We start from the raw sequence: 26,675 nt of genomic DNA on the forward strand, positions 1-26,675 counted from the left end.
ACCGACCGAGCTTCGGAGAGCGGTTTATCGATGGCGAACGAAGACAAGCTCCGCGACTACCTCAGGCGGACCACCGCCGACCTGCTGCGCACCCGCGCGCGGCTCGACGAGGTCGAGCAGGCCGCCGGCGAACCCCTGGCGATCGTCGGCATGGCCTGCCGCTACCCCGGAGGCGTCCGGTCGCCCGAGGACCTCTGGCGGCTGGTCGCGTCGCGGACCGACGCGATCGGCCCCTTCCCGCGCGACCGGGGCTGGCCGCTCGACCGGCTCGTCGACCCCGACCCGGCCAAGGAGGGCACCACCTACGCCGACCAGGGCGGCTTCCTCCACGACGCCGCGGACTTCGACGCCGAACTGTTCGGCATCAGCCCCCGCCACGCCCTCACCGTCGACCCGCAGCAGCGACTGCTGCTCCAGACCGCCTGGGAGGCCTTCGAACGCGCGGGCATCGACCCGCGCTCCCTGTCCGGTCAGTCCATCGGGGTCTTCGCCGGCGTCATGTACGGCGACTACGGCTCCCGCCACGCCCGCGCCCCCGAGGGCTTCGAGGGGTTCATCGGCACCGGCAGCGCCGGCAGCGTCGCCTCCGGCCGGGTCGCGTACACCTTCGGACTCGAAGGCCCCGCCGTCACCGTCGACACCGCCTGCTCCTCGTCGCTCGTCGCCCTGCACTACGCCGCCCAGGCGGTGCGCCGGGGCGACTGCCGGATGGCCCTGGCCGGCGGGGCGACGGTGATGGCCACCCCGGCGACCTTCGTGGAGTTCAGCCGACAGCGCGGCCTCTCCCCGGACGGCCGCTGCAAGGCGTACGCGGCCGGCGCGGACGGCACCGGCTGGGCCGAGGGCGCCGGACTCGTCCTGGTCGAACGGCTCTCCGACGCGCTCGCCGCGGGCCACCCCGTCGTCGCCGTGCTGCGCGGCAGCGCCGTCAACTCCGACGGCGCCAGCACCCAGCTCTCCGCCCCGAACGGCTCCGCCCAGCAGCGGGTCGTCCGGGCCGCGCTCGACGACGCGGGGCTCGACGCGGCCGACGTGGACGCCGTCGAGGGCCACGGCACCGGCACGGGCCTCGGCGACCCGATCGAGGCCGCCGCGCTGATCGCCGTGTACGGCGGCGAGCGCACGGCCGGCGATCCGCTGTGGCTGGGCTCGCTGAAGTCCAACATCGGACACACCCAGGCCGCCGCCGGCATCGGGGGCGTCATCAAGATGGCCGAGGCGATGCGGCACGGCGTACTGCCGGCCACCCTCCACGTCGACGCGCCGTCCCCGCACGTCGCCTGGGAAGACAGCGGCGTCGAACTCCTCACCGAGGAGCGCCCCTGGCCCGAGCGGGACCGGCCGCGCCGCGCCGCCGTGTCCTCCTTCGGGATCAGCGGCACCAACGCGCACGTCGTCATCGAGGCACCCCCGGAACCCGCGCCCGCGCCCGAGCCAGGGGTCCCCGATGCGGCGGACGCGCCAGGGGTCCCCGATCCGGCGGACGCGCCCCCGCCCGTCGCCTGGGAGCTGTCCGGCCACACCGAGCGGGCGCTGGACGACCAGATCGCCCGGCTGCGCGCCCACCTCGACGCCCACCCCGGACTCGCCCCGGCCGACGTCGCGCACACCCTGCGCTCCGGACGCGCCGCCCTGCCGCACCGCGCCGTGGCCGTCGGCCGCACCCCGGACGACTTCGCCCGCGAACTCGCGGCCCTCGCGGACGGCGTGCCCTCCCGCCGCACCGCGCGCGGCGAGGCCCGCGCCGCCGCCCGCCCCGTCTTCGTGTTCCCCGGCCAGGGCTCCCAGTGGGCCGGCATGGCCCGCGACCTCCTCGCCTCCTCCGAGCCGTTCCGCACCGAGCTGACCCGCTGCGCCGAGGCCCTCGCGCCGCACACCGACTGGGACCTGCTCGACGTCGTCTCCCGGGACGACGCCCCCGAGCTCGCCCGCGTCGACGTCGTCCAGCCCGCCCTCTTCGCGGTCATGGTGTCGCTGGCCGCCGCCTGGCGCGCCCTCGGCGTCGAACCCGCCGCCGTCGTCGGCCACTCGCAGGGCGAGATCGCCGCCGCGTACGTCGCCGGAGCCCTCTCCCTCGACGAGGCCGCCGCGCTCGTGGCCCGGCGCAGCAAGGCCCTCCTCGCCCTCGCGGGCACCGGCGCCATGGCCTCCGTCGAACTGTCGGCCGACGATGTGCGGCGCCGCGTCGGCGACCGTACGGACCTCGGCGTCGCGGCCGTCAACGGACCCCGCTCCACCGTCGTGTCCGGGGAGGCCGACGCCGTCGCGGCGTTCGTCGCCGCCGCCCGCGACGACGGACTGCGGGCCCGCCCGATCCCGGTCGACTACGCCTCCCACTCCCACGCCGTCGAACCGTTGCGGGACGCCCTCCTGGCCGAGTTCGCCGGGCTGCGCCCGCGCGCCTCCACCGTCCCCTTCCACTCCACGGTGACGGCCGGGCCCGGGGCGAGCGACACCACCGGGCTCGACGCCGCCTACTGGTACGCCAACCTCCGCGAGCCGGTCCTGCTCGACGCCACCGTGCGCGCGCTGATCGACGCGGGCCACCGCCACTTCCTGGAGGTCAGCGCCCACCCGGTGCTCGTCGCCGCCCTCACCGACACGGCCGAGGACGCCCGCCCGGACGAGGAGGCGCCCGTCCACGTCTCCGGGACGCTCCGCCGCGACAACGGAGGCCTCGACCAACTGCTCACCGCCGCCGCCGAGCTGTACGTCGCCGGCGCGGAGGTCCGCCGTCCGGCCACCGGCGGCCGGACGGTGCCCCTGCCCACGTACGCCTTCCAGGAGCGCCGCTACTGGCTCGACACCCGCACCGGCGGGGACGCGCCCGCCCCGGCCGACCCCGGCGGCCACCCGCTGCTCGGCCCCGCCGTCGAACGCGCCGACGGCACGGGCGTGCTGTTCACTGGCGCCGTCCCCGCGACCGGCACGGAACGGAACTGGACGCGTGGACACCGCCTCGGGGACCGCACGCTCCTCGTCTCCGGCGCGCTGACCGAACTCGCCCTCGCGGCGGGGGAGCGCGTCGGCCTGCCCCGGGTGCGCGAGCTGACCCTGCTCGCCCCCGTCGACGTCCCCGAGGACGCGCCCGTACGGCTCCAGGTGTCCGTCCACGCCCAGGACGACGGCGACGCGACGGTCACCGTGCACGCGCGGCGCGACGACGAGGCCCCGGACGCGCCGTGGCTGCTGCACGCCACCGGAGTGCTCACCGCGCGCACGGACGGGACGGAAGGGGAGGGCGCCGCCGCGTTCCCGGACGGCGGCGAGCCCGTCGACCCGGCCGCCGGGTACGCGGCCCTCGCCGAGCGGGGCGTGCACTACGAGCCCGCCCTCCGCTCGGTGCGCGCGGTCCGCACGGACGGCGTCACCGCCGTCGCCGACGTCGTCCCCGGCACCCCGGGGCCGGGGTACGCGATCCACCCGACCGTCCTCGACGCCGCGCTCCAGGCGTCCTTCCTGGCCGGACTCACCACCGGCGGCACGAACGACGACACGACCGGTGGCACGGACGGGGACACGCCCGACAGTACGACCGGCGGCACGAACGACGACACGACCGGCGGCGCCGAGGCGGACACCGCCGCCGCCACCACCGCCGTCACCGTCCCCTTCGCCTGGACCGACGTCCACGTGCACGCCCCCGGCACCCCCGTGGCCCGGATCGCCGTCACCCGGCGCGGCCCCGAGGAACTCGCGGCCACCGCCGTCGACGCCGACGGACGCCTCGTCCTCACCGTCGGGGCCATCCGGCTGCGCACCCTGGACGGCCCCCTGCCCGAGGCCCCGCCCGCCGCCCCCGCGCCGGGCCGCCGCCTGGGCGTCGTCGACCCGGCCGGACCGGCCGCCGACCGGCCGGCCGACCCGGCGGACCTGCTCGCCACGGTCTCCAGGGCGGTCGCGGGCATCCTCGGCTACGACTCGCCCCGGGACGTCCGCCCCGACCGGCCGTTCCGCGACCTCGGCATCGACTCGATGACGGCCGTGCAGCTCCGCGACCACCTCGGCAGGGTCGTCGGGCGCCGCCTTCCCGCCACCCTCGTGTTCGACCACCCCACGCCCCGCGCCGTCGCCGCGTACCTGGCCGCCGGGGCGGCCCCGGCCGACCGGGAGCGGAACCGTACCGGTGCCGCCGCGCGGACCGACGACGACCCGATCGCCATCGTCTCCATGAGCTGCCGCTATCCGGGCGGCGCCGACAGCCCCGAGGCGCTCTGGGAGCTCCTGGAACGCGGCGGCGAGGCCATCGGGGACTTCCCCGGGGACCGGGGCTGGGACCTGGACCGCCTCTTCCACGACGACCCCGACCACCCCGGCACCTCCTACGTCCGGCGCGGCGGCTTCCTCCACGACGCCGCCGACTTCGACGCCGACTTCTTCGAGATGTCCCCGCGCGAGGCCCGGGCCGCCGACCCCCAGCAGCGCCTCCTCCTGGAGACCTCCTGGGAGGCGTTCCAGCGCGCCGGCATCGACCCGGCCGGCCTGCGCGGCTCGCGCACCGGCGTGTACGTGGGCCTGATCTACACCGAGTACGGCGGCCGGGCCCAGGCCGACCCGCGCGAGCACGGCGGCTACCTCGGCACCGGCAGCGCCGGCAGCGTCGCCTCCGGCCGGATCTCGTACACGTACGGCCTGGAGGGCCCGGCCGTCACCGTCGACACCGCCTGCTCCTCCTCGCTCGTCGCCCTCCACCTGGCGGCGCAGGGACTGCGCTCCGGGGAGTGCGACCTCGCGCTCGTCGGCGGCGCGACGCTGATGGCGACGCCCGCCACCTTCGTCGAGTTCAGCCGGCAGCGCGGCCTCTCCCCGGACGGCCGCTGCCGCGCCTTCGCGGACGCCGCCGACGGCACCGGCTTCAGCGAGGGCGTCGGACTGCTCCTCGTGGAGCGGCTGTCGGACGCGCGGCGCAACGGCCACCCCGTCCTGGCCGTGCTCCGGGGCTCCGCCACCAACCAGGACGGCGCCAGCAACGGCCTCACCGCCCCGAACGGCCCCTCCCAGCAGCGGGTCATCGAGGAGGCGCTGCGCAACGCCGGGCTCACCCCCTCGGACGTCGACGCCGTCGAGGCCCACGGCACCGGCACCACCCTCGGCGACCCGGTCGAGGCACAGGCGCTCCTCGACGCGTACGGCGCGGGCCGGGACGGCCGGCCCCCGCTCCGGCTCGGCTCGCTCAAGTCGAACATCGGGCACACCCAGGCCGCGGCGGGCGTCGGCGGGATCATCAAGATGGTCCAGGCGCTCCACCACGAGACGCTGCCGCGCACCCTCCACGTCGACGCGCCGACCCGGCACGTCGACTGGGAGCGGGGCGGACTGGCCCTGCTCACCGAGAACACCCCCTGGCCCGCGGGCGAACGACCGCGCCGCTTCGGCGTCTCGGCGTTCGGGATGAGCGGCACCAACGCGCACGTCGTCATCGAGGAGGCCCCCGCGCCGGACCGCCCGGAGGACGGACCCGGCCACGAGCCGGGCGGCGGCGCCCCGTACACCCTGGTCCTGTCCGCGAAGTCGGCGGGCGCCCTCAGGGGCGAGGCCCGGCGCCTGCTGGCCCACCTGGAGGCCCGCCCGGACACCGCGCTGCGCGCCGTCGCCGCCGAACTCGCGGGCGCCCGGGGCGCGTTCGCGCACCGCGCGGTCGTCGTCGCCGGGGACCGCGCCGAGGCCCTCGCCGGACTGGCCGCCGTCGCGGACGACACCCCGTCCCCGCACGCCGTCACCGGCCACGCCCCCGCCGACCGCGCCCCGGTCTTCCTCTACCCGGGCCAGGGCGCCCAGTGGCCCGGCATGGCCCGCGAACTCCTGGACCGCTCGCCCGCGTTCGCCGAGCGGATCGCCGAGGCCGCGGCCGTCCTCGACCCGCTCACCGGCTGGTCCCTCCTCGACGCGCTGCGCGGCGACGCCGACCTGACCCGGGTGGACGTCGTCCAGCCGGTCCTCTGGGCGACCATGACCGGACTCACCGCGCTGTGGGAGTCGTTCGGGGTGCGCCCGGCGGCCGTCATAGGACACTCGCAGGGCGAGATCGCCGCGGCCCCGACCGCCGGGGCGCTGTCCCTCGCGGACGCGGCCGCCGTCGCCGCCCTGCGCAGCAGGACCCTGCGCGCCCTCGCGGGCAGCGGCGCGATGCTGTCGGTGGCCGCCGACGAGACCGAGGTCCGGAAGGTGCTCGACGCGACGGGCGCGACGGCGGGCGTCGCCGCCGTCAACGGACCCCGCTCCACCGTCGTCGCGGGCGCACCGGAGCAGGTCGAACGGGTCCGCCGCGCCTTCGACGAGCAGGGCGTCCGCGTCCGGCTCATCGACGTCGACTACGCCTCGCACTCCGCCCAGGTGGCGTCCCTGGAGGCGGAACTCCTCGCCGTGCTCCCGGAGACGGAGCTCCGCGACGCCTTCACGGCCGAGATCTTCTCGACCGTGACCGGCGAACCCGTCGCACCCGGCGACCCCGAGTTCGGCCGGCCCGCCTACTGGTACCGGAACCTGCGCGAGACCGTGCGGCTGCGGACGGCCGTGGAAGCCGCCCTGGCGGCGGGCCACGAGGTCTTCGTCGAGATCAGCCCGCACCCGGTGCTCGGCGTCGGCGTCCAGGACGTCCTCGACGCCGCGCCCGGCGGCGACGCCACCGCCGTGCTCGGCACGCTCCGCCGGGACGAGGGCGGCCTCGACCGGGTGCTGCGCTCCGTCGCGGAGGCCTGGGTCCAGGGCGTGCCCGTCGACTGGACCGCCCACACCGGGGCCCGGACGCCGGGCCTTCCGCCCCTGCCCACGTACGCCTTCGACCGGCGGAGGCACTGGCTCGACCCGGCCGCCCCCGCGCCCGCGACCGGACCGGCGCCCGCCGGCCTCCGCCCGGCCGGCCACCCGCTGCTCACCGGCGCGGTCCGCACCGCCGGGACCGACGGACTGCTGCTCCTCGGCCGGCTCTCCCCGCACGAGCAGCCGTGGCTCGACGACCACGCGGTGGACGGCACGGTCCTCGTCCCCGGCGCCGTCCTCGCCGAACTCGCCCTGTACGCGGGCGGCCTGACGGACGCCGGACAGCTGGAGGAACTGGTCCTGCGGGAGCCGCTGGTGCTCGCGGCGGACGCGCCCGACGGCGGCGCGGTCGAGATCCAGGTGGCCGTCGGACCCCCGGAGCGGGACGGCGTACGGCCCCTGACCGTGCACGCCCGGCCCGCCGACCCCCGGACCGACGAGGCCGGTGCCGACGCCGATCCGCTCGGCGCGCCGTGGACCGCCCACGCGACCGGGACCCTCGCACCCGCCCGGAGGCACCCCGGGACCCCCATTGAGGAACACCCCGCCCCCTGGCCCCCGGCCGGTGCCGAGCCGGTCGACGTCGAGGCGCTGTACGACGACCTGGCGCTCAAGGGCTACCAGTACGGCCCCGCCTTCCGCGGCGTCCGTGCCGCGTGGCGGTCGGACGGCGAGGCGTACGCCGAGCTGTCCACGACCGGCCCGGCGGCGGGGTTCCGGATCGCGCCGACGCTGCTCGACTCCGCCCTCCACGTCGCGGGCGTCGCCGGGCTCTTCCCCGACGACGGGGCCGTCCGGCTCCCCTTCAGCTGGCGCGGCCTGCGGCGGTACGGCGACGTGCCGGACCGGGTGCGCGCGCACCTGCGCCGAGGCGAGGGCGACACCGTGTCCGTGGCGCTGACCGACGCCGACGGCGCCCCCGTGGCGGACCTCGACGCCGTGGCCTTCCGGGTCGCCGAGCCCGTCGGGGCGGACTCCCTGTACGCCCTCGGCTGGGAGACGGCCCCCGGCACGGACGGTCCCGTCGCCGCCGTACCGGCGGTGTGGGAGCTCGGCTCGCCGGAGCACCCCGACCTCGCCGCCGCACTGGCGGCGCTCGACGCGGGCGCCCCGCCGCCCGGGGCCCTCGTCCTGCCCGTCCCGGACCCCGGCGACGACCGCCCGGAGACCCTGCGCGGCACCCTGGAGGCGCTCGTCGGCACCCTGCGGGCCGGACTCGCCGCACCCCGCCTGGACCCCGTCCGCCTCGTCGTACGGACCCGGCACGCCGTCGAGGCCGTGCCCGGCGAGGGCGTCGCGGGCCCGGTCGGCGGCGCCGTCTGGGGCCTGGTCCGCAGCGTGCAGACCGAGGAACCCGGCCGTGTCGTCCTGGTCGACGCGGACGGTCCCGGCCGGGACGTGCCGCCGAGGGTCCTGGCCGGCGACGAGAACCAGTTCGCGCTGCGCGGCACGGAACTCCTGGTGCCCCGGCTCCGCCCGCACCGGCCGGTGCTCGCCCCGGCCGCCGACCGGGACGGGAACTGGCGCCTCGCCACCGGCGGCAGCGGCTCCGCCGACGACCTCGTGCGCCGCCCGGTGCCCGCCCGGCCCCTCGGCCACCACGAGGTGCGGATCGCCGTCCGCGCCGCCGGGCTGAACTTCCGCGACGCGATGCTCGCCCTCGGCATGTACCCGGGCGAGGCCGAACTCGGCACCGAGGCCGCCGGCGTGGTCCTCGAAACGGGCGACGGCGTCGTCGGACTCGCCCCGGGCGACCGGGTCATGGGCCTGGTGTCCGGCGGCATCGGCCCGGTCGCCGTCACCGACCACCGGCTGCTCGCCCCGGTCCCCGAGGGGATCGACTTCGCGCGGGCCGCCACCGTGCCCGCCGTCTTCCTCACCGCGTACTACGCCCTGAGCGACCTGGCCGACGCGAAACCCGGGCAGTGGCTGCTCGTCCACTCCGCCGCCGGAGGCGTCGGCGGCGCCGCGATCCAGCTCGCCCGCCACTGGGGCCTGCGCGTCTTCGGCACCGCCAGCCCCGCCAAACACCCCGCCGCCGAGGCCGCCGGACTGCCCGCCGACCGCATCGGCAACTCCCGCGACCTGTCCTTCGTCCCCGCCGTCCGCGCCGCCACCGGCGGACGCGGCGTCGACATCGTCCTCAACTCCCTCGCGGGAGAGTTCGTCGACGCCTCCCTCGAACTGCTCGCCCCCGGCGGACTGTTCGTCGAGATGGGCAAGACCGACCTGCGCGACGCCTTCCGCGTCCGGGCCGAACACGGCGTCGGCTACCGCTCCTTCGACCTCATGGAGGCCGGCCCCGACCGCATCGGGGAGATGCTCGCCGACCTCGTCGAACTGCTGCGGACCGGCGTCCTCACGCCGCTGCCGGTGACCGCGTGGGACGTGGCCCAGGCCCCCCGGGCCCTGCGCCACCTCAGCCTCGCCCGGCACACCGGCAAGGTGGCGCTGCGCGTCCCGAGGCCCCTCGACCCGGACGGCACCACCCTGGTCACCGGCGCGTACGGCGGCGTCGGCCGGCTCGTCGCCCGCCACCTCGCCGCCCGGCACGGCGCCCGGCACCTGCTCCTCGTGGGCCGGCGCGGCGCGCACACCGAGGAGGACCGCGCCCTGCACGACGAACTCGCCGCCCTCGGCGCCGAGGTGACCTCCGTCGCCGCGGACGTCGGCGACGAGGAGCGGGTCGCCGCCCTGCTCGCCGGCATCCCGGCCGCGCACCCGCTGACGGCGGTCGTGCACGCCGCGGGCGTCCTCGACGACGCGACCCTGCGCACCCTCGACCCGGCCCGCCTCGACGCGGTGCTGCGGCCCAAGGCCGACGGCGCCCGGCACCTGGACCGGCTCACGAGGGACGCCGACCTCGCCGCGTTCGTCCTGTTCTCCTCGGCGGCCGGCCTCGTCGGCAGCGCGGGCCAGGGCGCGTACGCCGCCGCCAACGTCCATCTGGACGCCCTGGCGACGGCCAGGGCCCGGGCGGGCCTCCCGGCCACCTCCGTGGCCTGGGGCCTGTGGCGGTCCGACAGCGCCATGACCGGCACGCTGTCCCGCGCCGACCGGGCCAGGATGGACCGAGGCGGCCTCCTGCCGCTGTCCCCGGCACACGGCCTCGCCCTCCTGGACGCGGCCCTGGAGGCGGGCGAACCCGCGCTCGCCGCCGTACGGCTCGACGCGGCCCGGCTCGCGGCGGAGACGGAACTCGCGCCGCCGCTGCGCTCGCTGGTCCGCCCGAGGACCGGCACGGCCGCCGCCGAGGAGGCGCCGGCCGGCGACGGACTGCCCGAGCGGCTCGCGGCGGCCGAGCCCGCGCGGCGCCGGGAACTGGTGGCCGACACCGTGTTCCGGCACATCGCCACCGTCCTCGGGTCCGCGCCCGGCGCCGACGGCGGCGCCGACGGCCGGACCTTCAAGGAGCTCGGCTTCGACTCGCTCACCGCGGTCGAGCTGCGCAACCGGCTCGGCCGGGCCACCGGCCTGCGGCTCCCGGCGACCCTGGTCTTCGACCACCCGACGCCCGAGGCGCTCGCCGACCACCTCCTGGACCGGCTGGCCCCCGCACCGGCGGCGGACCCGGACGCGGCCGCCGCCCCGGCGACGGCGGAGGAGCTGCTCCGCTTCATCGACTCCGAGTTCCGTTCCTGACCCCGCCGACGAGAGGAGGCCGCAGTCATGGCCGACGAGAAGACCCTGGTCGAGTACCTCCAGTGGATGACGAAGGAACTCGCCAGGACCAAGAAGGAACTGGCCGAGCACGCGGCGCGGCTCGCCGCGTTCCGCGAGCCGGTGGCCGTGGTCTCCATGGCCTGCCGCTATCCCGGCGGGGTCCGCTCGCCCGAGGACCTCTGGGAGGTCGTCGCGCGGGGCGCGGACACCGTCGGGGACCCGCCGAAGGACCGAGGCTGGGACCCGGCCGCCCTGGAGCACGCGCGGGCCGGCGGCTTCCTCGACGACGCGGCCGGCTTCGACCCCGGGTTCTTCGGCATCGGCCCCACGGAGGCCCTGGCGATGGACCCGCAGCACCGGCAGCTCCTCGAACTGTCCTGGGAGGCCCTCGAGCGGGCCGGGATCCTGCCGGGCGACCTGCGCGGCAGCCGTACGGGCGTCTTCGCCGGGGCGATCTACCAGGAGTACGCGCCGCCGCCCGGCACCGTCCCCCCGGACGTCGAGGGCCATCTGATGACCGGCAACGCGGCCAGCATCGTCTCGGGGCGGCTCGCGCACACCTTCGGCTTCGAGGGTCCCGCCCTGACCGTCGACACCGCCTGCTCGTCGTCGCTGGTCGCCCTGCACCTGGCCGCCGAGTCGCTGCGCCGGGCCGAGTGCGACCTGGCGCTGGCGGGCGGGGTGACCGTGATGTCGACGCCCCGGGTCTTCACCGACTTCGCGGCCCAGGGCGGGCTCGCCGCCGACGGCCGCTGCAAGGCCTTCGGCAAGGGGGCGGACGGCACGGGCTTCGGCGAGGGGGCCGGGCTCCTGGTCCTGGAGCGGCTCTCCGACGCCCGCCGCAACGGGCATCCCGTACTGGCCCTGCTGCCCGGCTCGGCGGTCAACTCCGACGGGGCGAGCAACGGGCTCACCGCGCCGAGCGGGCCCGCCCAGCGCAAGGTCGTCGAGGCGGCCCTGCGCGCGGCGGGGATCCCGGCCTCCGCCGTCGACGCGGTCGAGGCGCACGGCACCGGGACGGCCCTCGGCGACCCGATCGAGGCGGCCGCCCTCATCGCCGCGTACGGCGAGGACCCCGGCCGTACGGCCCCGCTCTACATCGGCTCGGTGAAGTCGAACCTCGGCCACACCCAGGCGGCGGCCGGCGTGGCCGGAGTGATCAAGACGGTCCAGGCCCTGCGGCACGGCGTCCTGCCGGCGACCCTGCACGCCGACGAGTGGTCCGAGTTCGTCGACTGGCCCTCCGGACGCGTGGCCGTCCTCAGCGAGGCCCGCCCCTGGCCCGCCGCCGGGGACCGCCCGCGCCGGGCGGGCGTCTCCTCGTTCGGCATCAGCGGCACCAACGCCCACGTCATCGTGGAGGAGTACGCGCCGGCTCCGGAGCCCACCGCCGAAGCGCCGACCCCGGAGCCCACCGCCGGAGCACCGGCCGAAGCGCCGACCCCGGAGCCCACCGCCGGAGCCCCGGCCGAAGCCCCCGCCCCGGACCCCGGCGCCCTCGGGACGGACGTCGTCTGGGCGCTGTCCGGGCGGTCGCCCGAGGCGGTGCGGGCCCAGGCGGGCCGGCTGCGGGCGCTGCTGCGGGACCGGCCGGACACCGATCTCGGCGCCGTCGCGCGGACGCTGGCCACCCGCCGTACGCCCTTCCGGTACCGGGCCGCCGTCCAGGGCGCCGACGCGACCGGACTCGGCCGGGAGCTCGACGCGCTCGCGGCCCCCTCCGCGCCCGTCACGAGCGCCGGCCCCGAGCCCCGGATCGCCTTCGTGTTCAGCGGGCAGGGCACCCAGCGGCCCGGCATGGGCGCCGGACTCCTCGACCGCTTCCCGGTGTACGCCGAGGCCTTCGACGCCGTGTGCGCCGCCCTCGACGCGGCCCGGGGCCCGGACAGGGGACCCGCCCTGCGGGACGTGGTCCTGGCTGCGCCCGGCAGCCCGCGGGCGGCGCTCCTGGAGCGGACCGAGTACGCCCAGCCGGCGCTGTTCGCCGTGCAGACGGCGCTCGCCCGGCTCGCGGAGTCCTTCGGGCTGGTCCCGGCCGCGCTCCTCGGCCACTCGATCGGCGAGCTCACGGCCGCCCACGTCGGCGGCGCCCTGACCCTGGACGGCGCCGCCCGGCTCGTCGTCGCCCGGGCCCGCGCCATGCAGGCCGCCCCCGGCGGCGGCGGGATGGTCGCGATCCGGGCCTCCGAGGCCGAGGTCCGGGAGTCGCTCGCGCGGGCCGGGGGAGCGGTGGCCGTCGCCGCCGTGAACGGCCCCCGGTCCACCGTGGTGTCCGGCGACGCCGACGCCGTGCGCCGGCTCGCGGCCCTCTGGCGGGCGGAGGGCGTACGGACCAAGGCGCTCAAGGTCGGCCACGCCTTCCACTCCCCGCACATGGAGCCCGCGCTCGCCGCGGTCGACGCGGCGGCGGCCGGACTCGCCGTCGCGCGGCCGAGGGTCCCCCTGGTGGCCAACCGCACCGGCGAGGTCGCCGACGCCGCCGAACTCGCCGCGCCGGGCCGCTGGTCGGCCCAGGTGCGCGACGCGGTCCGCTTCCACGACGGCGTGACGGCCCTGCGCGGCCTCGGCGTCGACACCTTCGTCGAGATCGGCCCCGACACCACCATGACCGGCCTGGTCGCCGACTGCCTCGCCGACCGGCGGGACGAGGCCGCCGTGATCCCGCTGGTCCGCCGTCCGGCCGCGGAGGCCGCCTCGGTCGTCCGGGCCGTCGCCCAGGCGCACTGCCGGGGCGTCCGCGTCGACTGGGACCGGCTGCTCGGCGCGGGACCGGCCGCCGACCCGGCGCTCGTGCCCGTCTACCCGTTCCAGCACCGCTCGTACTGGCTCCACCGGACCGCCCCCGCCCCCGCACCCGGCCCCGTCCCCGACACGACGGCGTTCGCCGCCGAGCGGGCGGAGCCGCCCGTCCTGGCGCTGGACGAGGTGCCCGAGGAGGAGCGGGAGGGCGTCGTGCTCGCCCGCGTCCTCGACGCCGTCGCAGAGGCCCTCGGCTACGCGCCCGGTGAGGTCGACCCGGCCGCCGACCTCACCGGGATCGGCATCACCTCCTTCGGCTCGCTGGAGATCGCCGCCCGGCTGAACCGGGAGACCGGGGCGGAGGTCCGCCCCTCCGTCGTCCTGGAGCACCGCACCGCGCACGACCTGGCCGCACACCTCCTCGCGTCGCTCGCCCCCCGCACCCCGGAGACCGTCCGATGACGACCGACCCCGCACCCGCCTCCTCGTCCGCCGCCCTCGACGCCCTGCGGGCCCTGCACCGCGACGGCGGCCTGGACCGCCACTTCGACCGCGTGCCCGCGCTGCTCGCCGCGCTCGACCGGCCGGACCTCGCCCGCGCGGCCCGCCTCCTCGCCCGCGTCGACCCGGCGCGGGCCCGCGCCCACCACCCCGGGCTGCCCTCCGTCACGGTCGCGCTGACCGGCGGCGGCACCCTGGACGCGCTGCGGACGGCGCTGCTCGCCGAGCTCGCCCGCCACGGCTTCCTGCCCGAGGTGCGGCTCACCGGCTTCGGCTCGTACGTGCACGAACTCGGCGACCCCGCGAGCTCCCTGCACACGGAGCCCGCCGACGTGACCGTGTGCGTCCTGGACCACGCGACCGTCTTCGACGAGGTGCCGGTGCCGTTCACGGCGGAGGACGTCGACGACGCCCTGCGGCGCAAGCTGGCGCTGTGGCGGGGGCTGGCGACCGGGTTCGCCGCCCGCTCCTCCGGCACCCTCGTCCTCAACACGCTGCCGCTGCCCAGGAACCAGCAGGCGCAGCTGCTCGACCTGCCGTCCCGCGCGCGGCTCGGCGCGGTCTGGCGGACCGCCAACGCGGACCTCCTCGGGTTCGGTTCCGGCGAGGGGTCCGGCCGGGTCGTCGTGCTCGACGTCGACCCGCTGCTCGGCGAGCCCGTCGCGCTCGCCGACGCCCGCTTCGACGCGTACGCGGGCGCCCGGTTCTCCGACGCGTTCCTCGCCGCGTACGCCCGCGAACTGGGCCACCTCGTCCGGGCGGTGACCGGCCGGACGAAGAAGGTGCTGGCCGTGGACCTCGACGAGACCCTGTGGGGCGGCGTCCTGGGCGACGACGGCGTGGAGGGGATCGAGGTGGCGCACGGCCGCCGGGGCGAGGCCTTCCACCGGGTCCAGGGGGTCGTGAAGCAGCTCCAGTCGCAGGGGGTGCTCCTCGCGGCGGTCAGCAAGAACGACCGGGACGCCGTGGTGGCGGCCCTCCGCGACCATCCCGACCTGCGGGTGCGGGAGGAGGACTTCGTACGGATCCTCGCCGGCTGGCAGCCCAAGCCGGAGTCGCTGCGCGCCCTGGCCGAGGGCCTCAACCTGGGCGGCGACAGCGTGGTGTTCGCCGACGACAACCCGAGCGAGTGCGCGGCGGTGGGCGCGGAGCTCCCGGAGACGACGGTGGTTCCGCTGGACGGCGATCCGGCGCTGCACGTGACGCGGCTGCTCGCGGACGGCTGGTTCACGACGACGGAGGTGACGTCCGAGGACCGGGTCCGCACCCGCCGCTACCGCGAGGAGGCGGCGCGGGCGGACTTCCTGTCCGCCGCGGGCGGTGCCGAGGAGTTCCTCGCCGGGCTCGGCGTGACCGTGCGGCTGGCCCCGGCGGCCCCGGCGGAGATCCCCCGGCTGTCCCAGCTCACCCTGCGCACCAACCAGTTCAACCTCACGACGCGGAGGCTGTCGGCCGAGGAGGTGCGGGCCGGGGCCGCGGGTCCGGACACCGCCGTCCTCGGGCTGACGGCGGGGGACCGGTTCGGGAGCAACGGGCTCGTCGGCGCGGTGTTCCTGCGCGCCGAGGAGAAGGTCCTGCACATCGAGAACCTGCTGCTCAGCTGCCGGGTGTTCGCCCGGGGCATCGAACAGGCCTGCCTGGCGGCGCTCCTGGACCGGGCCGCCGGGGCCGGGTTCGCCGAGGTGCGCGGGACGTACCGGCCGACCGCGAAGAACGCCAAGGTCGCCGGCCTCTACGCCCATTACGGGTTCGAGGAGCTCGGCCCCGACCCGAGCGGAACCGGTGACACGGGCGGCTCGGCCGGGACCGTCTTCGTGCACCGCCTCGACCGGCGGCCCGAGGTGCCCGGCCACCTGGCCCTGGACGTGGCCGAAGACCTGCTCCCGGCCCCCGGCGCCCCGGCATTGACAACCTGAGGCGTACTCGACTTAACTGCCCGGGACGACAACATGAGGTCGCCTCAGGATCGCGTCCGCGAGACCGGTGACCACCCAGCAGCAGGAGGAGAACCCGGTGGCCGAGGGAATCGCTATTTCGGTGCACGACACGGTCCCGGTCTGGCGGGGCGACACGCCCGGCGACGCGCTGCGCCGCTCCGTCGACCTGGCCGCGGCGGTGGAGGGCTTCGGCTACCGCCGCTACTGGGTGGCGGAGCACCACAGCACCCCCGCCCTCGCCACGTCCAGCCCCGCCGTCCTCGCCGGACCCCTGCTCCAGGCCACCCGCACCCTCACCGTCGGGTCCGGAGCGGTCCTGCTGCCCAACCACTCCGCCCTCGCCGTCGCCGAACAGTTCGGCGTGCTCGCCAGCCTCTACCCCGGCCGCGTCGACCTCGGACTCGGCCGGGCCACCGGCGGCTCGCCCGCCTCCGCCGCCCGCCTCGGCGACCCCCGCAGACTCGGCTTCGACGCCCAGTTCGACGAGCTGCGCGGCTACTTCGCCGGAGGCCACCAGGGCGTGCGGGCGGTCCCCGAGCCCGAGGTCCCGCCCCGGTTCTGGCTCGTCGGCTCCAGCATCGGCAGCGCCGTCCACGCCGGACGGGCCGGACTGCCGTACGTCTACGCCCACGCCATCGTCGGCGGCGGCGCCCCCGAGGCCCTGGACGCCTACCGCGAGGCGTTCCGGCCCGCCCCGAACCGCCCCGAACCGCACGCCTGCGTCGCGGTGATAGCGGTCGCCGCCGACAGCGACGCGCGCGCCCACCGGCTCGCCGAGGCCTTCGTGTACGGCCAGATCCTCATGCGCACCGTCGACCCGGAGGGCGTCCTGCCCACCGAGGAGGAGGCCGCCGCGCACACCTACACCTCCGCCGAACGGGACTTCCTCCGCTCGCGCGTCGACCCCCAGTTCGTCGGCTCCCCGGACCGCGTCGCGCCCCGCCTCGCCGAGTTCGTCGCCCGCACCCGCGCCGACGAACTCTTCGTCCTCACCCAGGTCCCCGACCACGAGGCCCGGATCCGCTCGTACGAACTCGTCGCGAAGATCGCCGCCTCCCTCTGACCGGCCCGCCCCCGGCCGCCCCGCGCACCCGTCCTCCGCCCGCTTTCAGACCGGCTTTAGGCAGGCCGTGCACCGTGACTCACCGAACGTCACGGCACAAGCGATGAGGACGACGAGTATGCACTCGGGTACACGGACACGGACGAAGAGATCCGCCACCCTGGCGGCGGGGACCGCCCTCCTGACGGCACTGGTGACCGCGTGCTCCGCGGAGACCGGGACCGGCGGCGGCCCCGCCGGCGGCCCGCCCCGCGACGGGGGCACCCTGCGGGTCGCCATCGCCAAGGAACCCGAGTGCCTCGACCCCCACCAGAGCCCCACCGAGGCCGCCCGGCTGCTCTCCCGGCCGATCCTGGACTCCCTGGTCCACCAGACCCCCAAGGGCGCCTTCGAGCCCTGGCTGGCCAAGAGCTGGACGCTGTCGCCCGACGGACGGACCTACACCTTCGCCCTCCGCGACGACGTCACCTTCACCGACGGCGCCCGCTTCGACGCGGCGGCCGTGGTCGCCAACCTCGACCACGTCGCCGACCCCGCGACCAAGTCCCTGCTCGCCTCCAGCCTCATCTCCGCCTACAAGTCCTCCCGGGCCGTCGACCCCCACACGGTCGAGATCACCCTGAAACAGCCCGACTCCGGCTTCCTCGGCGCCCTCGCGCTGCCCAACCTCGGCATCGAGTCCCCGGCCGGCCTCAAGGGATCCACCGCCGCGCTCTGCAAGAAGATCGTCGGCACCGGCCCGTTCCGCACCGCCACCGGACTCGTCGCGCAGAAGGGCATCGACTACACCCGGAACCCCGACCACGCCTGGGCCCCCAAGTCCGCCGGCCACTCCGGCCCGGCCCACCTCGACGGCATCCGGGTCCAGGTCGTCCCGGACAACGCCTCCCGCTTCGGCGCGCTCACCAGCGGCCAGGTCGACGCCGCCACCGGACTCGACCCCACCAGCACCCGCCGGCTCCGCGAGACCCCCGGCTTCACGCTCCACAGCACCAGCTTCCCCGGCGCCAACTACAGCTACTGGCCGAACACCGCCAAGGGCCCGCTCGCCGACGCCGCCGTCCGCAAGGCGCTGCGCGCCGGCATCGACTGGTCCACCATCGCCCAGCGCGTCCACTTCGGCCAGTACCCCTCCGCCGAGGGCCCCCTCTCCGCGACCACCCCCGGCCACGACGCCTCCCTCGCCGCCGCCTACGCCCACGACCCCGAAGAGGCGGGCCGGCTCCTCGACCGGGCGGGCTGGACCGCCCGCGACGCCCAGGGCTACCGCACCAAGGACGGCAAGCGGCTGCGCGTCCGGCACCTGTGGTCCGACCCGTCCATCACCAACCTCGCCGTGCAGATCCAGGCCGCCGGCAAGAAGCTCGGCGTCGAGTTCGTCGAGGAGAACGTCGACGGCGGCACCTTCGTCGAGCGGCTGCTCGCCGGCGACTACGAGATCATCGACACCAGCTTCTCCTCGCCCGGACCCGACGTCCTGCGCGTCCTGTTCAGCAAGGAGAACATCCCCACCCCCACCCGCGGCATCAGCAACAACATGGCCCGCTACGACGCCCCGGACGTGCAGAAGCTGTTCGCCGACGCACAGCGCGCCACCGACCAGAAGGAACAGTTCCGGATCTACCGCGAGGTGCAGCGGCGGATCACCGAGGACGCCGCCGTCCTGCCGATCTACTCGCCCGTCTCCACCCTCGCCACCCGCGACGCGGTGCGCGGCACCGGCTTCACCGCCGACGGCTCCGCGGGCTTCTACGCGACATGGCTGGCCTCCTGACCGGCGACGGGCCCGCTCCCGGCGACACCGCCCGGGAGCGGGCCCGTCCCGTCCGCCTCCTCCGGCTCGTCCTCGGCCGCGCGGCCGGCGCCGTCGTCGTCCTGTGGGGCGCGGTCACCCTCGCCTTCGTGGTCCTCCGGATCATGCCGGGCAGCACCGTGGACGTGCTGCTCGCCCGGTCCAGCGTCCCGCCCCGCGTCCGCGCCGAGATCATCGCCGAACACCACCTGGACGACCCGCTGTTCACCCAGTACCTCGACCACCTCGCCCGGATCCTCCGCGGCGACTTCGGGGACTCGTACGTGCTGCGCCAACCCGTGTGGGAGGCCGTCGGCTCCCAGCTCCCCGCCACCCTCACCCTGATCGGCTCCACCCTCCTCGTCACCGCCGTCGGCTCGGTCGTCCTCGCCGTCCTCGGGGCGCACCGCCACCACTGGGTGCGGAGCCTCTTCGCCGCCGCCGAGTCCGTCGTCGTCGCCCTGCCGCCGTTCTGGCTCGGCCTGCTCCTGCTGACCTTCTTCTCCTTCGGCCTGGGCTGGTTCCCGACCGTCGGCGCGCCCGGCGCGAGCGGACTGGTCCTGCCGACGCTCGCGCTCGCCGCCGCCCCCACCGCCGTGGTTGCCCAGGTGCTCCGCGAAGGACTGCTCCGCGCCCTCGGCGAACCCTTCGTGGTGACCGCCCGCGCCCGCGGCATCGGCGAACTCGGCCTCCGCCTCCGGCACGTGCTCCGGCACGCCCTGCTGCCCGCGACGACGCTCCTGGGCTGGATCGCGGGCTCTCTGATCGGCGGGGCCGTGATCGTCGAGATCGTCTTCTCCCGGCAGGGCGTCGGCCGGCTGGTGCTGTCGGCGGTCCAGAACAAGGACATGCCCGTCGTCATGGCCGTCGTGCTGCTCGCCGCCGCCGTGTTCGTCCTCGTCAACCTCCTCGTCGACGCCCTCCAGTGGCTCGTCGACCCCCGGATCCGCGACACCGGGAGGCCCGCGTGACCCGTCCCCGCATCGGCCTCTGGACCGGCGTGGCGGTCCTCGCCGTGCTCACCGCCATGGCCGCCTTCCCCGGCCTCTTCACCTCCGTCGACCCCGACGCGGCCGACGTCGACGCCCTGCTGCGCCCGCCCGGCGGCGGGCACTGGCTCGGCACCGACCAGAACGGCCGCGACCTGTACGCGCGGATCGTGTACGGAGCCCGGCCGTCGCTGCTCATCGGCGTCGGCGCGGTCGTCCTGGCCCTCGTCGGCGGCGCCCTCGTCGGCGTCGCCGCCGCCCAGCTCGGCCGCTTCGCCGACCAGGCCATCGGCCGGTTCCTCGACGTCCTGCTCTCCGTGCCCGGCCTCCTCCTCGTCTTCCTCGTCGTCGCCGTCCTCGGCCCCGGCGCGGGCGCCGCCACCGTCGGCCTCGCCGTCGGCGCGCTGCCCGGCTTCGCCCGGGTCACCCGCGCCGAGGTGATCTCGCTGCGCGGCCGTACGTACGTCGAGGCCGCGTACGGCTTCGGCTGGACCCGCCCCCAGGTGGTCCTGCGGCATGTCCTGCCCAACGCGCTCGGGCCGGTCCTCGCGCTCGCCACCGTCTCCCTCGGCGCGATGATCGTCGCCAGCTCCAGCCTGAGCTTCGTCGGACTCGGCCCCCAGCCGCCCACCGCCGAGTGGGGCGCGATGCTGGCCGGCAGCCGCGACTTCCTCGCCCTCGCCTGGTGGCCCGCCGCCTTCCCGGGCGCGGCCATCACCCTCGCCGTCCTCGCGATCACGACGGTCGGCCGCCACCTCCAGCGCACCGTCGACGGGAGCACCGCATGAGCACCGAGTCCCGCACGGCACCGGCCTCGGCCCCGAAGACCTCCGAAGGACCGGCCGCGCGCGAGCTGGTCCGGGTGGAGGACCTGACCATCTCCTTCGGCCGCGGCCGCCGCCGGGTCGAGGCGGTGCGCGGGGTGTCGTTCACCGTACGGCCGGGGGAGATCGTCGCCGTCGTCGGCGAGTCCGGCTCCGGCAAGAGCGTCACGGCCCGCAGCCTCGTCGGCCTGGCCGGCGACGGGGCCGACGTACGGGCCGCCGCGCTGACCTTCGACGGCGTCGACCTGCGCGGACTCGACGGCCGCCGGCTGCGCGCGCTGCGCGGCCGGCGCATCGGCTTCGTCCTCCAGGACGCGCTCGGCTCGCTCGACCCGCTCCGCCGCGTCGGCGCGGAGGTCGCCGAACCCCTGCGCACCCACCGGACCGTCCCGCCCCCGCGGATCCGGGACGAGACGGAACGGCTGCTCGAAGCGGCGGGCGTCCCCGACCCCCGGGCCCGGGCCGCCCAGTACCCCCACCAGCTCTCCGGCGGCCTGCGCCAGCGCGCCCTGATCGCCTCCGCGCTCGCCGCCCGCCCCGACCTGCTCATCGCCGACGAGCCCACCACCGCCCTCGACGCCACCGTGCAGCAGCAGATCCTCCGGCTGCTGCGCGCCCGCGCCCGCGACGGCACCGCCGTCCTGCTCATCAGCCACGACCTCGGCGTCGTGGGCGAACTGGCCGACCGCGTCCACGTCATGAAGGACGGACGGTTCGTCGAGGAGAGCCCCGCCGGGCGGATCCTGTCCGCGCCCCGCCACCCGTACACCCGGGCCCTGGTCGCGGCCGTCCCCGGCGAGGAGACCAGGGCCGCGCCCGAACCCGGGCCCGTCCTGCTGCGCGCCGAGGGGCTGGTGAAGCGCTACCGGCTGCCCGGCCGGCCCGAACTCACCGCCGTCGACGGGGTGTCGCTCACCGTACGGGCCGGGGAGACCCTCGGCGTCGTCGGCGAGTCCGGCTCCGGCAAGACCACCGTGGGCCGGATGCTGCTGGGGGTCGTCGCGCCCGACGCGGGCCGCGTGGAGCTCGACGGGCGCACCTGGACCGAACGCACCCGCGCCGAACGCCGCGCGGCCCGCCGGCGCGTCCAGATGATCCACCAGTACCCGCTCGGCTCCTTCGACCCCCGCTACACCGCCCGGCAGCTCCTCGAGGAGCCGCTGCGGGCGATCGGCACCCCCCGGGAGGCCCGCGCGGCCCGCGTCGCCGAGCTCCTGGAGCACGTCGACCTCGGGCCCGACGTCCTGGACCGCCGGGCCCGCGACCTGTCCGGCGGCCAGGCGCAGCGCCTCGCGATCGCCCGCGCCTTCGCGCCGGGCCCCGACGTCGTCGTCTGCGACGAGCCGGTCTCCGCCCTCGACGCCTCCGTCCAGGCCCAGGTCCTCGACGTCCTGATCCGCGTCCAGGAACGCCTGGGCGTGGCCTACGTGTTCGTCTCGCACGACCTGGGCGTGGTGCGGCGGCTGAGCCACCGGGTCGCCGTCATGAAGGACGGACGGGTCGTCGAGTCCGGTACGGCCGAGCGGGTCCTCCGGGCTCCCGAACACCCCTACACCCGCGCCCTCCTGGCGGCCGTACCGCGTCCGCCCGGCACCGGACGAAAGGGGTTCTGAAGCGGCGCTTAACCGCGCTTGCCCGGCGTCCCGCGGCTCAATAGCGTCACCGTGCACGGTGCCGAAGCCTCCACGGCGGCACCCCTCCCGACGACCGGATCCCGACGGTTCCGGTCCTTACGGCTCCGGTCCCTACAAGTCCGGTCCGTACACGTCCGCTCCGTACACGTCCGGCTCCTACGACTCCGGCCCCGACGGTCCGACCGTCCCAGGATCCACGGCTCACGGCCCCAGGGCCCCACGGCCCTGGCTCCTGCGGCTCCGGTCCCGGGGGCCGGACGGCTCGACAGCTCGACAGCCCCGGCTTCGGTCCCCGGCACCCGGGTCGCTCTCCGGCCCCCCGGGGCCCCGAGGCCGGCGCCTCCCGATTCCGGCCCCGGTCCACGGGGCCGCCCCGTCACCCGCACCCCGGCGTTCCGCCCCCGTTCGAAGGACGAGAAGGCAATGGCAGAAGCACCGCCGTACCCGCAGCCGCGCACGTGCCCCTACCAGCCGCCCGCCGGATACCGCGCGATCGGCGAGGCGGGACCGGTCCTCAAGGTGACCCTGTTCGACGGCCGCGAGGCCTGGATGGTCACCGGCTACAAGGAGTCCCGGGAGATCCTCACCCACCCGAACCTCTCCTCGCTGCGCACCCACCCCGACTTCCCCATCGTCGCGCCCCGCTTCCGGTCCGCCATCGCCCGCAGCCTCGCCCTGATCGCGATGGACCCGCCGGAGCACGACATCTACCGGCGCTACCTCAACCCGCACTTCAGCCTCAAGCAGGTCCGGCGGATGCGGCCGGAGATCGAGAAGATCGTCTCCGGCTTCGTCGACCGGATCATCGCCCACGGCCCGCCGGCGGACCTGGTGCCGCTGCTCGCCGTGCCGCTGCCGTCCCTCGTCATCTGCCGCCACCTCGGCGTCCCCTACGAGGACCACGAGTTCTTCCAGGACGCCAGCGGCAAGGTCATGCTGGGCACCGAGGAGGAGTCGGCGACCGCCGCGCAGAACCTCGTCGACTACATCGACGGCCTGGTCACCGAGCAGATCAAGTCCCCCACGGACGGCCTGCTCGGACAGCTCGTCACCGAGCGGGTGCTCACCGGCGACATCGGCCACGAGGAGCTCGTCTCCATCGCGCTCGTCCTCCTCATCGCCGCCCACGAGACCACCTCCTCGTCCCTGGCCCTCGGCCTCATCACCCTCCTCGAACACCCCGACCAGCTCGCCAGGCTCCACGAGGACCGCAGCCGGCTGCCCGGCGCCGTCGAGGAGCTGCTGCGCTTCATCGCCACCACCGACCTCGTCGCCACCCGGATCGCCAAGGGCGACATCGAGATCGCCGGCCACCTCATCCGCGCGGGCGAGGGCGTCCTCGTCTCCGGGACCCTCGCCAACCGCGACGAGAACTTCCACGAGCGGCCCGACGAGTTCGACGTCCTGCGCTCCGACACCCACCACGTCACCTTCGGCTTCGGCATCCACCAGTGCCTCGGCCAGAACCTCGCCCGCCTCGAACTGGAGGTCGCCTTCCGGGAGCTGCTCACCCGCATCCCCGACATGCGGCTGGCCGTCGGCGTGGACGAGCTGCCGATCCTCGGCGCGGGCACGGTGCAGCGCGTGCTGTCCCTGCCCGTCGAGTGGTGACCGCCATGCTGCTGCACGCCGACCGGGAGTCCTGCATCAGCGGCGGCCGCTGCATGGCCACCCTCCCCGAGGTCTTCGACCAGGACGACGAGGGCATCGTCGTCCTCCTGACCCCGGAGCCCGCCCCCGAGCACCACGACCGCGCCCGCAAGGCCGCCTACCTGTGCCCGGCGCGGGCCATCGACGTCACCGAACGCCCGTCCCCGCACTGACCCGGCGACGGCCCCCAGTCGCACGAGCCCCCGCACGAGCCTCCGTACGGCCCCCCGCACGAGCCCCCGTACGGGCGCCCCCACGCGAGCCCCCGCACGAGAACCCCCGACGAGAAGAGACACATGTCCTCCCAGCCGACGGAGCCCTCCAGACTCCCCTCGCTCACCGGAATGCGCTTCGCCGCGGCCTTCCTGGTCTTCCTCTGCCACTCCTTCGTCCTCGGCTTCTACCATCCGGAGACCGAGGCGGTCCTGCGGCCCTACGCCTTCGCGATCGGGTGGCTCGGGGTGGAGTTCTTCTTCGTCCTCAGCGGCTTCGTCCTCACCTGGTCGGTGCGGGAGGGGCAGCCGGCCCGCCGCTTCTGGCGCCGCCGGCTCGCCAAGGTCTACCCGAACCACGTCGTCACCTGGTTCGCCGCCCTCGCCCTCGCGCTCTGGGCCGGCCAGACGCTCGACCTGGTGAAACTGCTGCCGAGCCTGTTCCTGGTGCACACCTGGTACCCGCGGCTCGACGTCATCCTGTCGCTCAACGTGGTCACCTGGTCCCTCGCCTGCGACCTGCTGTTCTACCTCGCGTTCCCGCTGCTGTACGCCCTCGTCCGGCGCATCCCGGCCCGTCGCCTGTGGTGGGCCGCGGCCGCCGTCGTCGCGGTGATCATGCTGCTGCCCGCCGTCGCGCAGGCCTGGCTCCCGGGCGAGCCGAAGCTGCCGGGGCAGGACATGACGCTCACCCAGAACTGGCTCCTGGTCTCCTTCCCGCCGGTGCGCGCGCTGGACTTCACGCTCGGCATCGTCATGGCCCGGATCGTCCGCACCGGCGGCTGGATCCGTTTCGGTCCGGTGCCGGCGCTGGCCCTGCTCGTCCTCGGCTTCGCCGTCCAGGTCTCCCAGTTCCCCGGCGTCTACAGCCTCACCGCGCCGATCGTGGCGCCGCTCGCCCTGCTGATCCCGGCGGTGGCCACGGCGGACGTGCGCGGCGGCTTCTCGCCGTTCCGGGGACGCGTCCTGCAGTGGCTGGGAGCCGTCTCGTACGCCTCGTACCTCGTGCACTTCCTGGTCCTGGTGTACGGCCACACGGTCCTCGGCGCGGGCCGGACCTGGGACGCGGTGCCGGCCACCGCCCTGCTGGCCGCACTGTTCGCCGTCACCACCCTGCTCGCCTGGGCGCTGTACCGGCTGGTGGAGGAACCGGGAATGCGCCGCTGGGGGCGCCCGAAGCCGCTCCCCGCCCCGCACGCCGTCCCGCACGCCGTCCCGCCGTCGGCCGCGGCGGACGGAAGGACCCCGGCGGCGCCCACCGCGCCGGCGGCGTCGGACTGACCCGACACGACGGAAGGAACCCGTATGGCGCTCTCCTATCCCCAGGACAGGACCTGCCCCTACCAACCCTCCCCGGGCTACCAGGAGCTCGGGCGCGGCGGACCGCTGCACCGGGTGACCCTGTGGGACGGCTCGTCCCTCTGGATGGTCACCGGACACGCCACCGGACGGAAGCTCCTCGCCGACCCGAGGCTCTCCGCCGACCGGTCCCGGGACGACTTCCCCGTGGTGCTGCCGCGCTTCGAGGCGCCCATCTTCAAACCGATCGCCATCATCGGCTTCGACCCGCCGGTCCACGACGTGCACCGGCGCCTGCTCGCCCCCGACTTCAGCCTCAAGCACGTCCGCGAGATGCGCCCCGGGGTCGAGGAGCTGGCCGGGAAGCTGGTGGACGACATCCTCCGCAAGGGGCCGCCCGCGGACCTGGTCGAGGACTTCGCCCTGCCGATCCCGTCGATGGTGATCTCCCAGCTCCTCGGCGTCCCGTACGAGGACCACGCCTTCTTCGAGGAGAAGACCGTGGGCCTGCTCCAGGCGAAGGACGCCGAGGGCGCCGAGGCCGCGGGCCGGGCGCTGTGGGACTACCTCGACGAGCTCATCACCGCGAAGGAGCGCACGCCGGGCGGCGGGGACGGCGTGCTCGGCCGGCTCGCCGGCCGGGTCGACGGCGAGGACCTCACCCGGGAGGACCTGCTGCGGATCGCGCTGGCCCTGCTGATCGGCGGCCACGACACGACCTCGCAGATGATCGCCCTCGGCGTGGTCACCCTCCTCGAACACCCGGACCAGCTGGCCGCGTTCCGCGCGGCGCCGCCGGAAGCGGTGCCGGCGGCCGTGGACGAGCTGCTGCGGATGGTCTCGGTGACGGACGTCTCCGGGGTCCGGGTCGCGAAGGAGGACATCGAGGTCGACGGCGAGGTCATCAGGGCGGGGGAGGGCGTACTGGTCTCCTCCTCGATGACCAACCGCGACCCCGCGGTCTACGAGGACCCGTACGCCTTCGACATCCACCGGTCCGACGGCCGCGGTGGCGCCGCGTCGGCCCGGCAGCACCTCACGTTCGGCTTCGGCATCCACCAGTGCCTGGGCCAGAACCTCGCGCGGATGGAGCTGGAGGTGGCCTTCACCACCCTTTTCGCCCGGATACCGGGACTGCGGACGGCGACCCCGGTCGCCGAACTCCCGTCCCGCAGCGGCGGAACCATGCAGGGCGTGCACCGCCTGCCGGTCGAGTGGTGAGGGAGGGGACGACGATGCGGGTGCACGCCGACCGGAACCGCTGCATGGCGGCCGGACACTGCGCGGTCACCGTCCCCGGGGTCTTCGACCACGGCGACGACGGCCTGGTGGTGGTCGTGGACGAGAAGCCGGGCGAGGACTTCCTGGAGGAGCTCGAACTGGCCGTGGACCTCTGCCCGTCCCGCGCGCTGTCGCTGTCGCGGGACGAGGAGGCCCTCCGGTAACGGGCGGGCGCCGCGGCGCACGGGCGCCACTCCGTACGGGCGCCATTCCGTACGGGCGCCGCTCCGTACGGACACCACCGCATACGGCGCCACGCGAAAGGCGGCGGGGCGGCCCCCCTGACCAGGGAGGCCGCCCCGCTTCGCCGTGCGCGCCCCGGAACGCCCGGG

The 26,675-nt window shown here is 76.1% G+C and carries 13 protein-coding genes; all 13 read left to right on the forward strand.

All coding sequences use genetic code 11. From position 1 onward, the window contains the following. Positions 1 to 30: 30 nt before the first annotated feature. The 13 genes from ACIQVI_RS03960 (at position 31) to ACIQVI_RS04020 (ending at position 26,507) form a co-directional block, all read left to right on the forward strand. Positions 31 to 10,401 (forward strand): SDR family NAD(P)-dependent oxidoreductase, encoded by a 10,371-nt coding sequence (locus ACIQVI_RS03960; RefSeq protein ID WP_403590690.1) that lies wholly within the window; start codon positions 31 to 33, stop codon positions 10,399 to 10,401. 27 nt (positions 10,402 to 10,428) lie between these two features. Next, positions 10,429 to 13,623 (forward strand): type I polyketide synthase, encoded by a 3,195-nt coding sequence (locus ACIQVI_RS03965; RefSeq protein WP_403590693.1) that lies wholly within the window; start codon positions 10,429 to 10,431, stop codon positions 13,621 to 13,623. Further along, complete coding sequence (locus ACIQVI_RS03970) at positions 13,620 to 15,578, forward strand: HAD-IIIC family phosphatase (RefSeq protein WP_403590696.1); 1,959 nt, start codon at positions 13,620 to 13,622, stop codon at positions 15,576 to 15,578. Before ACIQVI_RS03965 ends, ACIQVI_RS03970 begins: the two co-directional genes overlap by 4 nt. Before the next feature lie 67 nt (positions 15,579 to 15,645). Next, positions 15,646 to 16,662, forward strand: a complete 1,017-nt coding sequence (locus ACIQVI_RS03975) for an LLM class flavin-dependent oxidoreductase (RefSeq protein WP_403590699.1) — start codon at positions 15,646 to 15,648, stop codon at positions 16,660 to 16,662. Positions 16,663 to 16,780: 118 nt separating this feature from the next. After that, positions 16,781 to 18,436, forward strand: coding sequence for an ABC transporter substrate-binding protein (locus tag ACIQVI_RS03980; RefSeq protein ID WP_403590702.1), 1,656 nt, complete (start codon positions 16,781 to 16,783; stop codon positions 18,434 to 18,436). Then, positions 18,421 to 19,425, forward strand: a complete 1,005-nt coding sequence (locus ACIQVI_RS03985) for an ABC transporter permease (RefSeq protein ID WP_403590705.1) — start codon at positions 18,421 to 18,423, stop codon at positions 19,423 to 19,425. The genes ACIQVI_RS03980 and ACIQVI_RS03985 overlap by 16 nt, the downstream gene beginning before the upstream one ends. Beyond that, complete coding sequence (locus tag ACIQVI_RS03990) at positions 19,422 to 20,231, forward strand: ABC transporter permease (RefSeq protein ID WP_351973208.1); 810 nt, start codon at positions 19,422 to 19,424, stop codon at positions 20,229 to 20,231. The genes ACIQVI_RS03985 and ACIQVI_RS03990 overlap by 4 nt, the downstream gene beginning before the upstream one ends. Beyond that, positions 20,228 to 21,880, forward strand: coding sequence for a dipeptide ABC transporter ATP-binding protein (locus ACIQVI_RS03995; protein ID WP_403590709.1), 1,653 nt, complete (start codon positions 20,228 to 20,230; stop codon positions 21,878 to 21,880). The genes ACIQVI_RS03990 and ACIQVI_RS03995 overlap by 4 nt, the downstream gene beginning before the upstream one ends. Positions 21,881 to 22,324: 444 nt before the next feature. After that, entirely contained in the window at positions 22,325 to 23,512 is a 1,188-nt protein-coding gene (locus ACIQVI_RS04000; RefSeq protein ID WP_351973210.1) for a cytochrome P450, read from the forward strand. Positions 23,513 to 23,517: 5 nt separating this feature from the next. Beyond that, positions 23,518 to 23,724 (forward strand): ferredoxin, encoded by a 207-nt coding sequence (locus ACIQVI_RS04005; RefSeq protein ID WP_351973211.1) that lies wholly within the window; start codon positions 23,518 to 23,520, stop codon positions 23,722 to 23,724. 123 nt (positions 23,725 to 23,847) lie between these two features. After that, complete coding sequence (locus ACIQVI_RS04010) at positions 23,848 to 25,044, forward strand: acyltransferase family protein (RefSeq protein WP_403590713.1); 1,197 nt, start codon at positions 23,848 to 23,850, stop codon at positions 25,042 to 25,044. 24 nt (positions 25,045 to 25,068) lie between these two features. Continuing rightward, positions 25,069 to 26,283 carry a cytochrome P450 gene (locus ACIQVI_RS04015; RefSeq protein ID WP_403590716.1) on the forward strand — a complete coding sequence of 405 codons (1,215 nt, stop codon included), beginning with the start codon at positions 25,069 to 25,071 and terminating at the stop codon, positions 26,281 to 26,283. Between the two features lie 14 nt (positions 26,284 to 26,297). After that, complete coding sequence (locus tag ACIQVI_RS04020; protein WP_161373969.1) at positions 26,298 to 26,507, forward strand: ferredoxin; 210 nt, start codon at positions 26,298 to 26,300, stop codon at positions 26,505 to 26,507. Positions 26,508 to 26,675: the final 168 nt, after the last annotated feature.

The sequence above is a fragment of the Streptomyces sp. NPDC098101 genome, from assembly GCF_044760185.1.
Taxonomy (GTDB): Bacteria; Actinomycetota; Actinomycetes; order Streptomycetales; family Streptomycetaceae; genus Streptomyces.

What these genes read in the sequence shown, in the direction of transcription:
- ACIQVI_RS04005 (WP_351973211.1), top strand. Translation starts at nt 23,518, where the DNA reads ATGCTGCTGCACGCCGACCGGGAGTCCTGCATCAGCGGCGGCCGCTGC.
- ACIQVI_RS03970 (WP_403590696.1), top strand. Translation starts at nt 13,620, where the DNA reads ATGACGACCGACCCCGCACCCGCCTCCTCGTCCGCCGCCCTCGACGCC.
- ACIQVI_RS04015 (WP_403590716.1), top strand. Translation starts at nt 25,069, where the DNA reads ATGGCGCTCTCCTATCCCCAGGACAGGACCTGCCCCTACCAACCCTCC.
- ACIQVI_RS03960 (WP_403590690.1), top strand. Translation starts at nt 31, where the DNA reads ATGGCGAACGAAGACAAGCTCCGCGACTACCTCAGGCGGACCACCGCC.
- ACIQVI_RS03995 (WP_403590709.1), top strand. Translation starts at nt 20,228, where the DNA reads ATGAGCACCGAGTCCCGCACGGCACCGGCCTCGGCCCCGAAGACCTCC.
- ACIQVI_RS04010 (WP_403590713.1), top strand. Translation starts at nt 23,848, where the DNA reads ATGTCCTCCCAGCCGACGGAGCCCTCCAGACTCCCCTCGCTCACCGGA.
- ACIQVI_RS04020 (WP_161373969.1), top strand. Translation starts at nt 26,298, where the DNA reads ATGCGGGTGCACGCCGACCGGAACCGCTGCATGGCGGCCGGACACTGC.
- ACIQVI_RS03980 (WP_403590702.1), top strand. Translation starts at nt 16,781, where the DNA reads ATGCACTCGGGTACACGGACACGGACGAAGAGATCCGCCACCCTGGCG.
- ACIQVI_RS03985 (WP_403590705.1), top strand. Translation starts at nt 18,421, where the DNA reads ATGGCTGGCCTCCTGACCGGCGACGGGCCCGCTCCCGGCGACACCGCC.
- ACIQVI_RS04000 (WP_351973210.1), top strand. Translation starts at nt 22,325, where the DNA reads ATGGCAGAAGCACCGCCGTACCCGCAGCCGCGCACGTGCCCCTACCAG.
- ACIQVI_RS03965 (WP_403590693.1), top strand. Translation starts at nt 10,429, where the DNA reads ATGGCCGACGAGAAGACCCTGGTCGAGTACCTCCAGTGGATGACGAAG.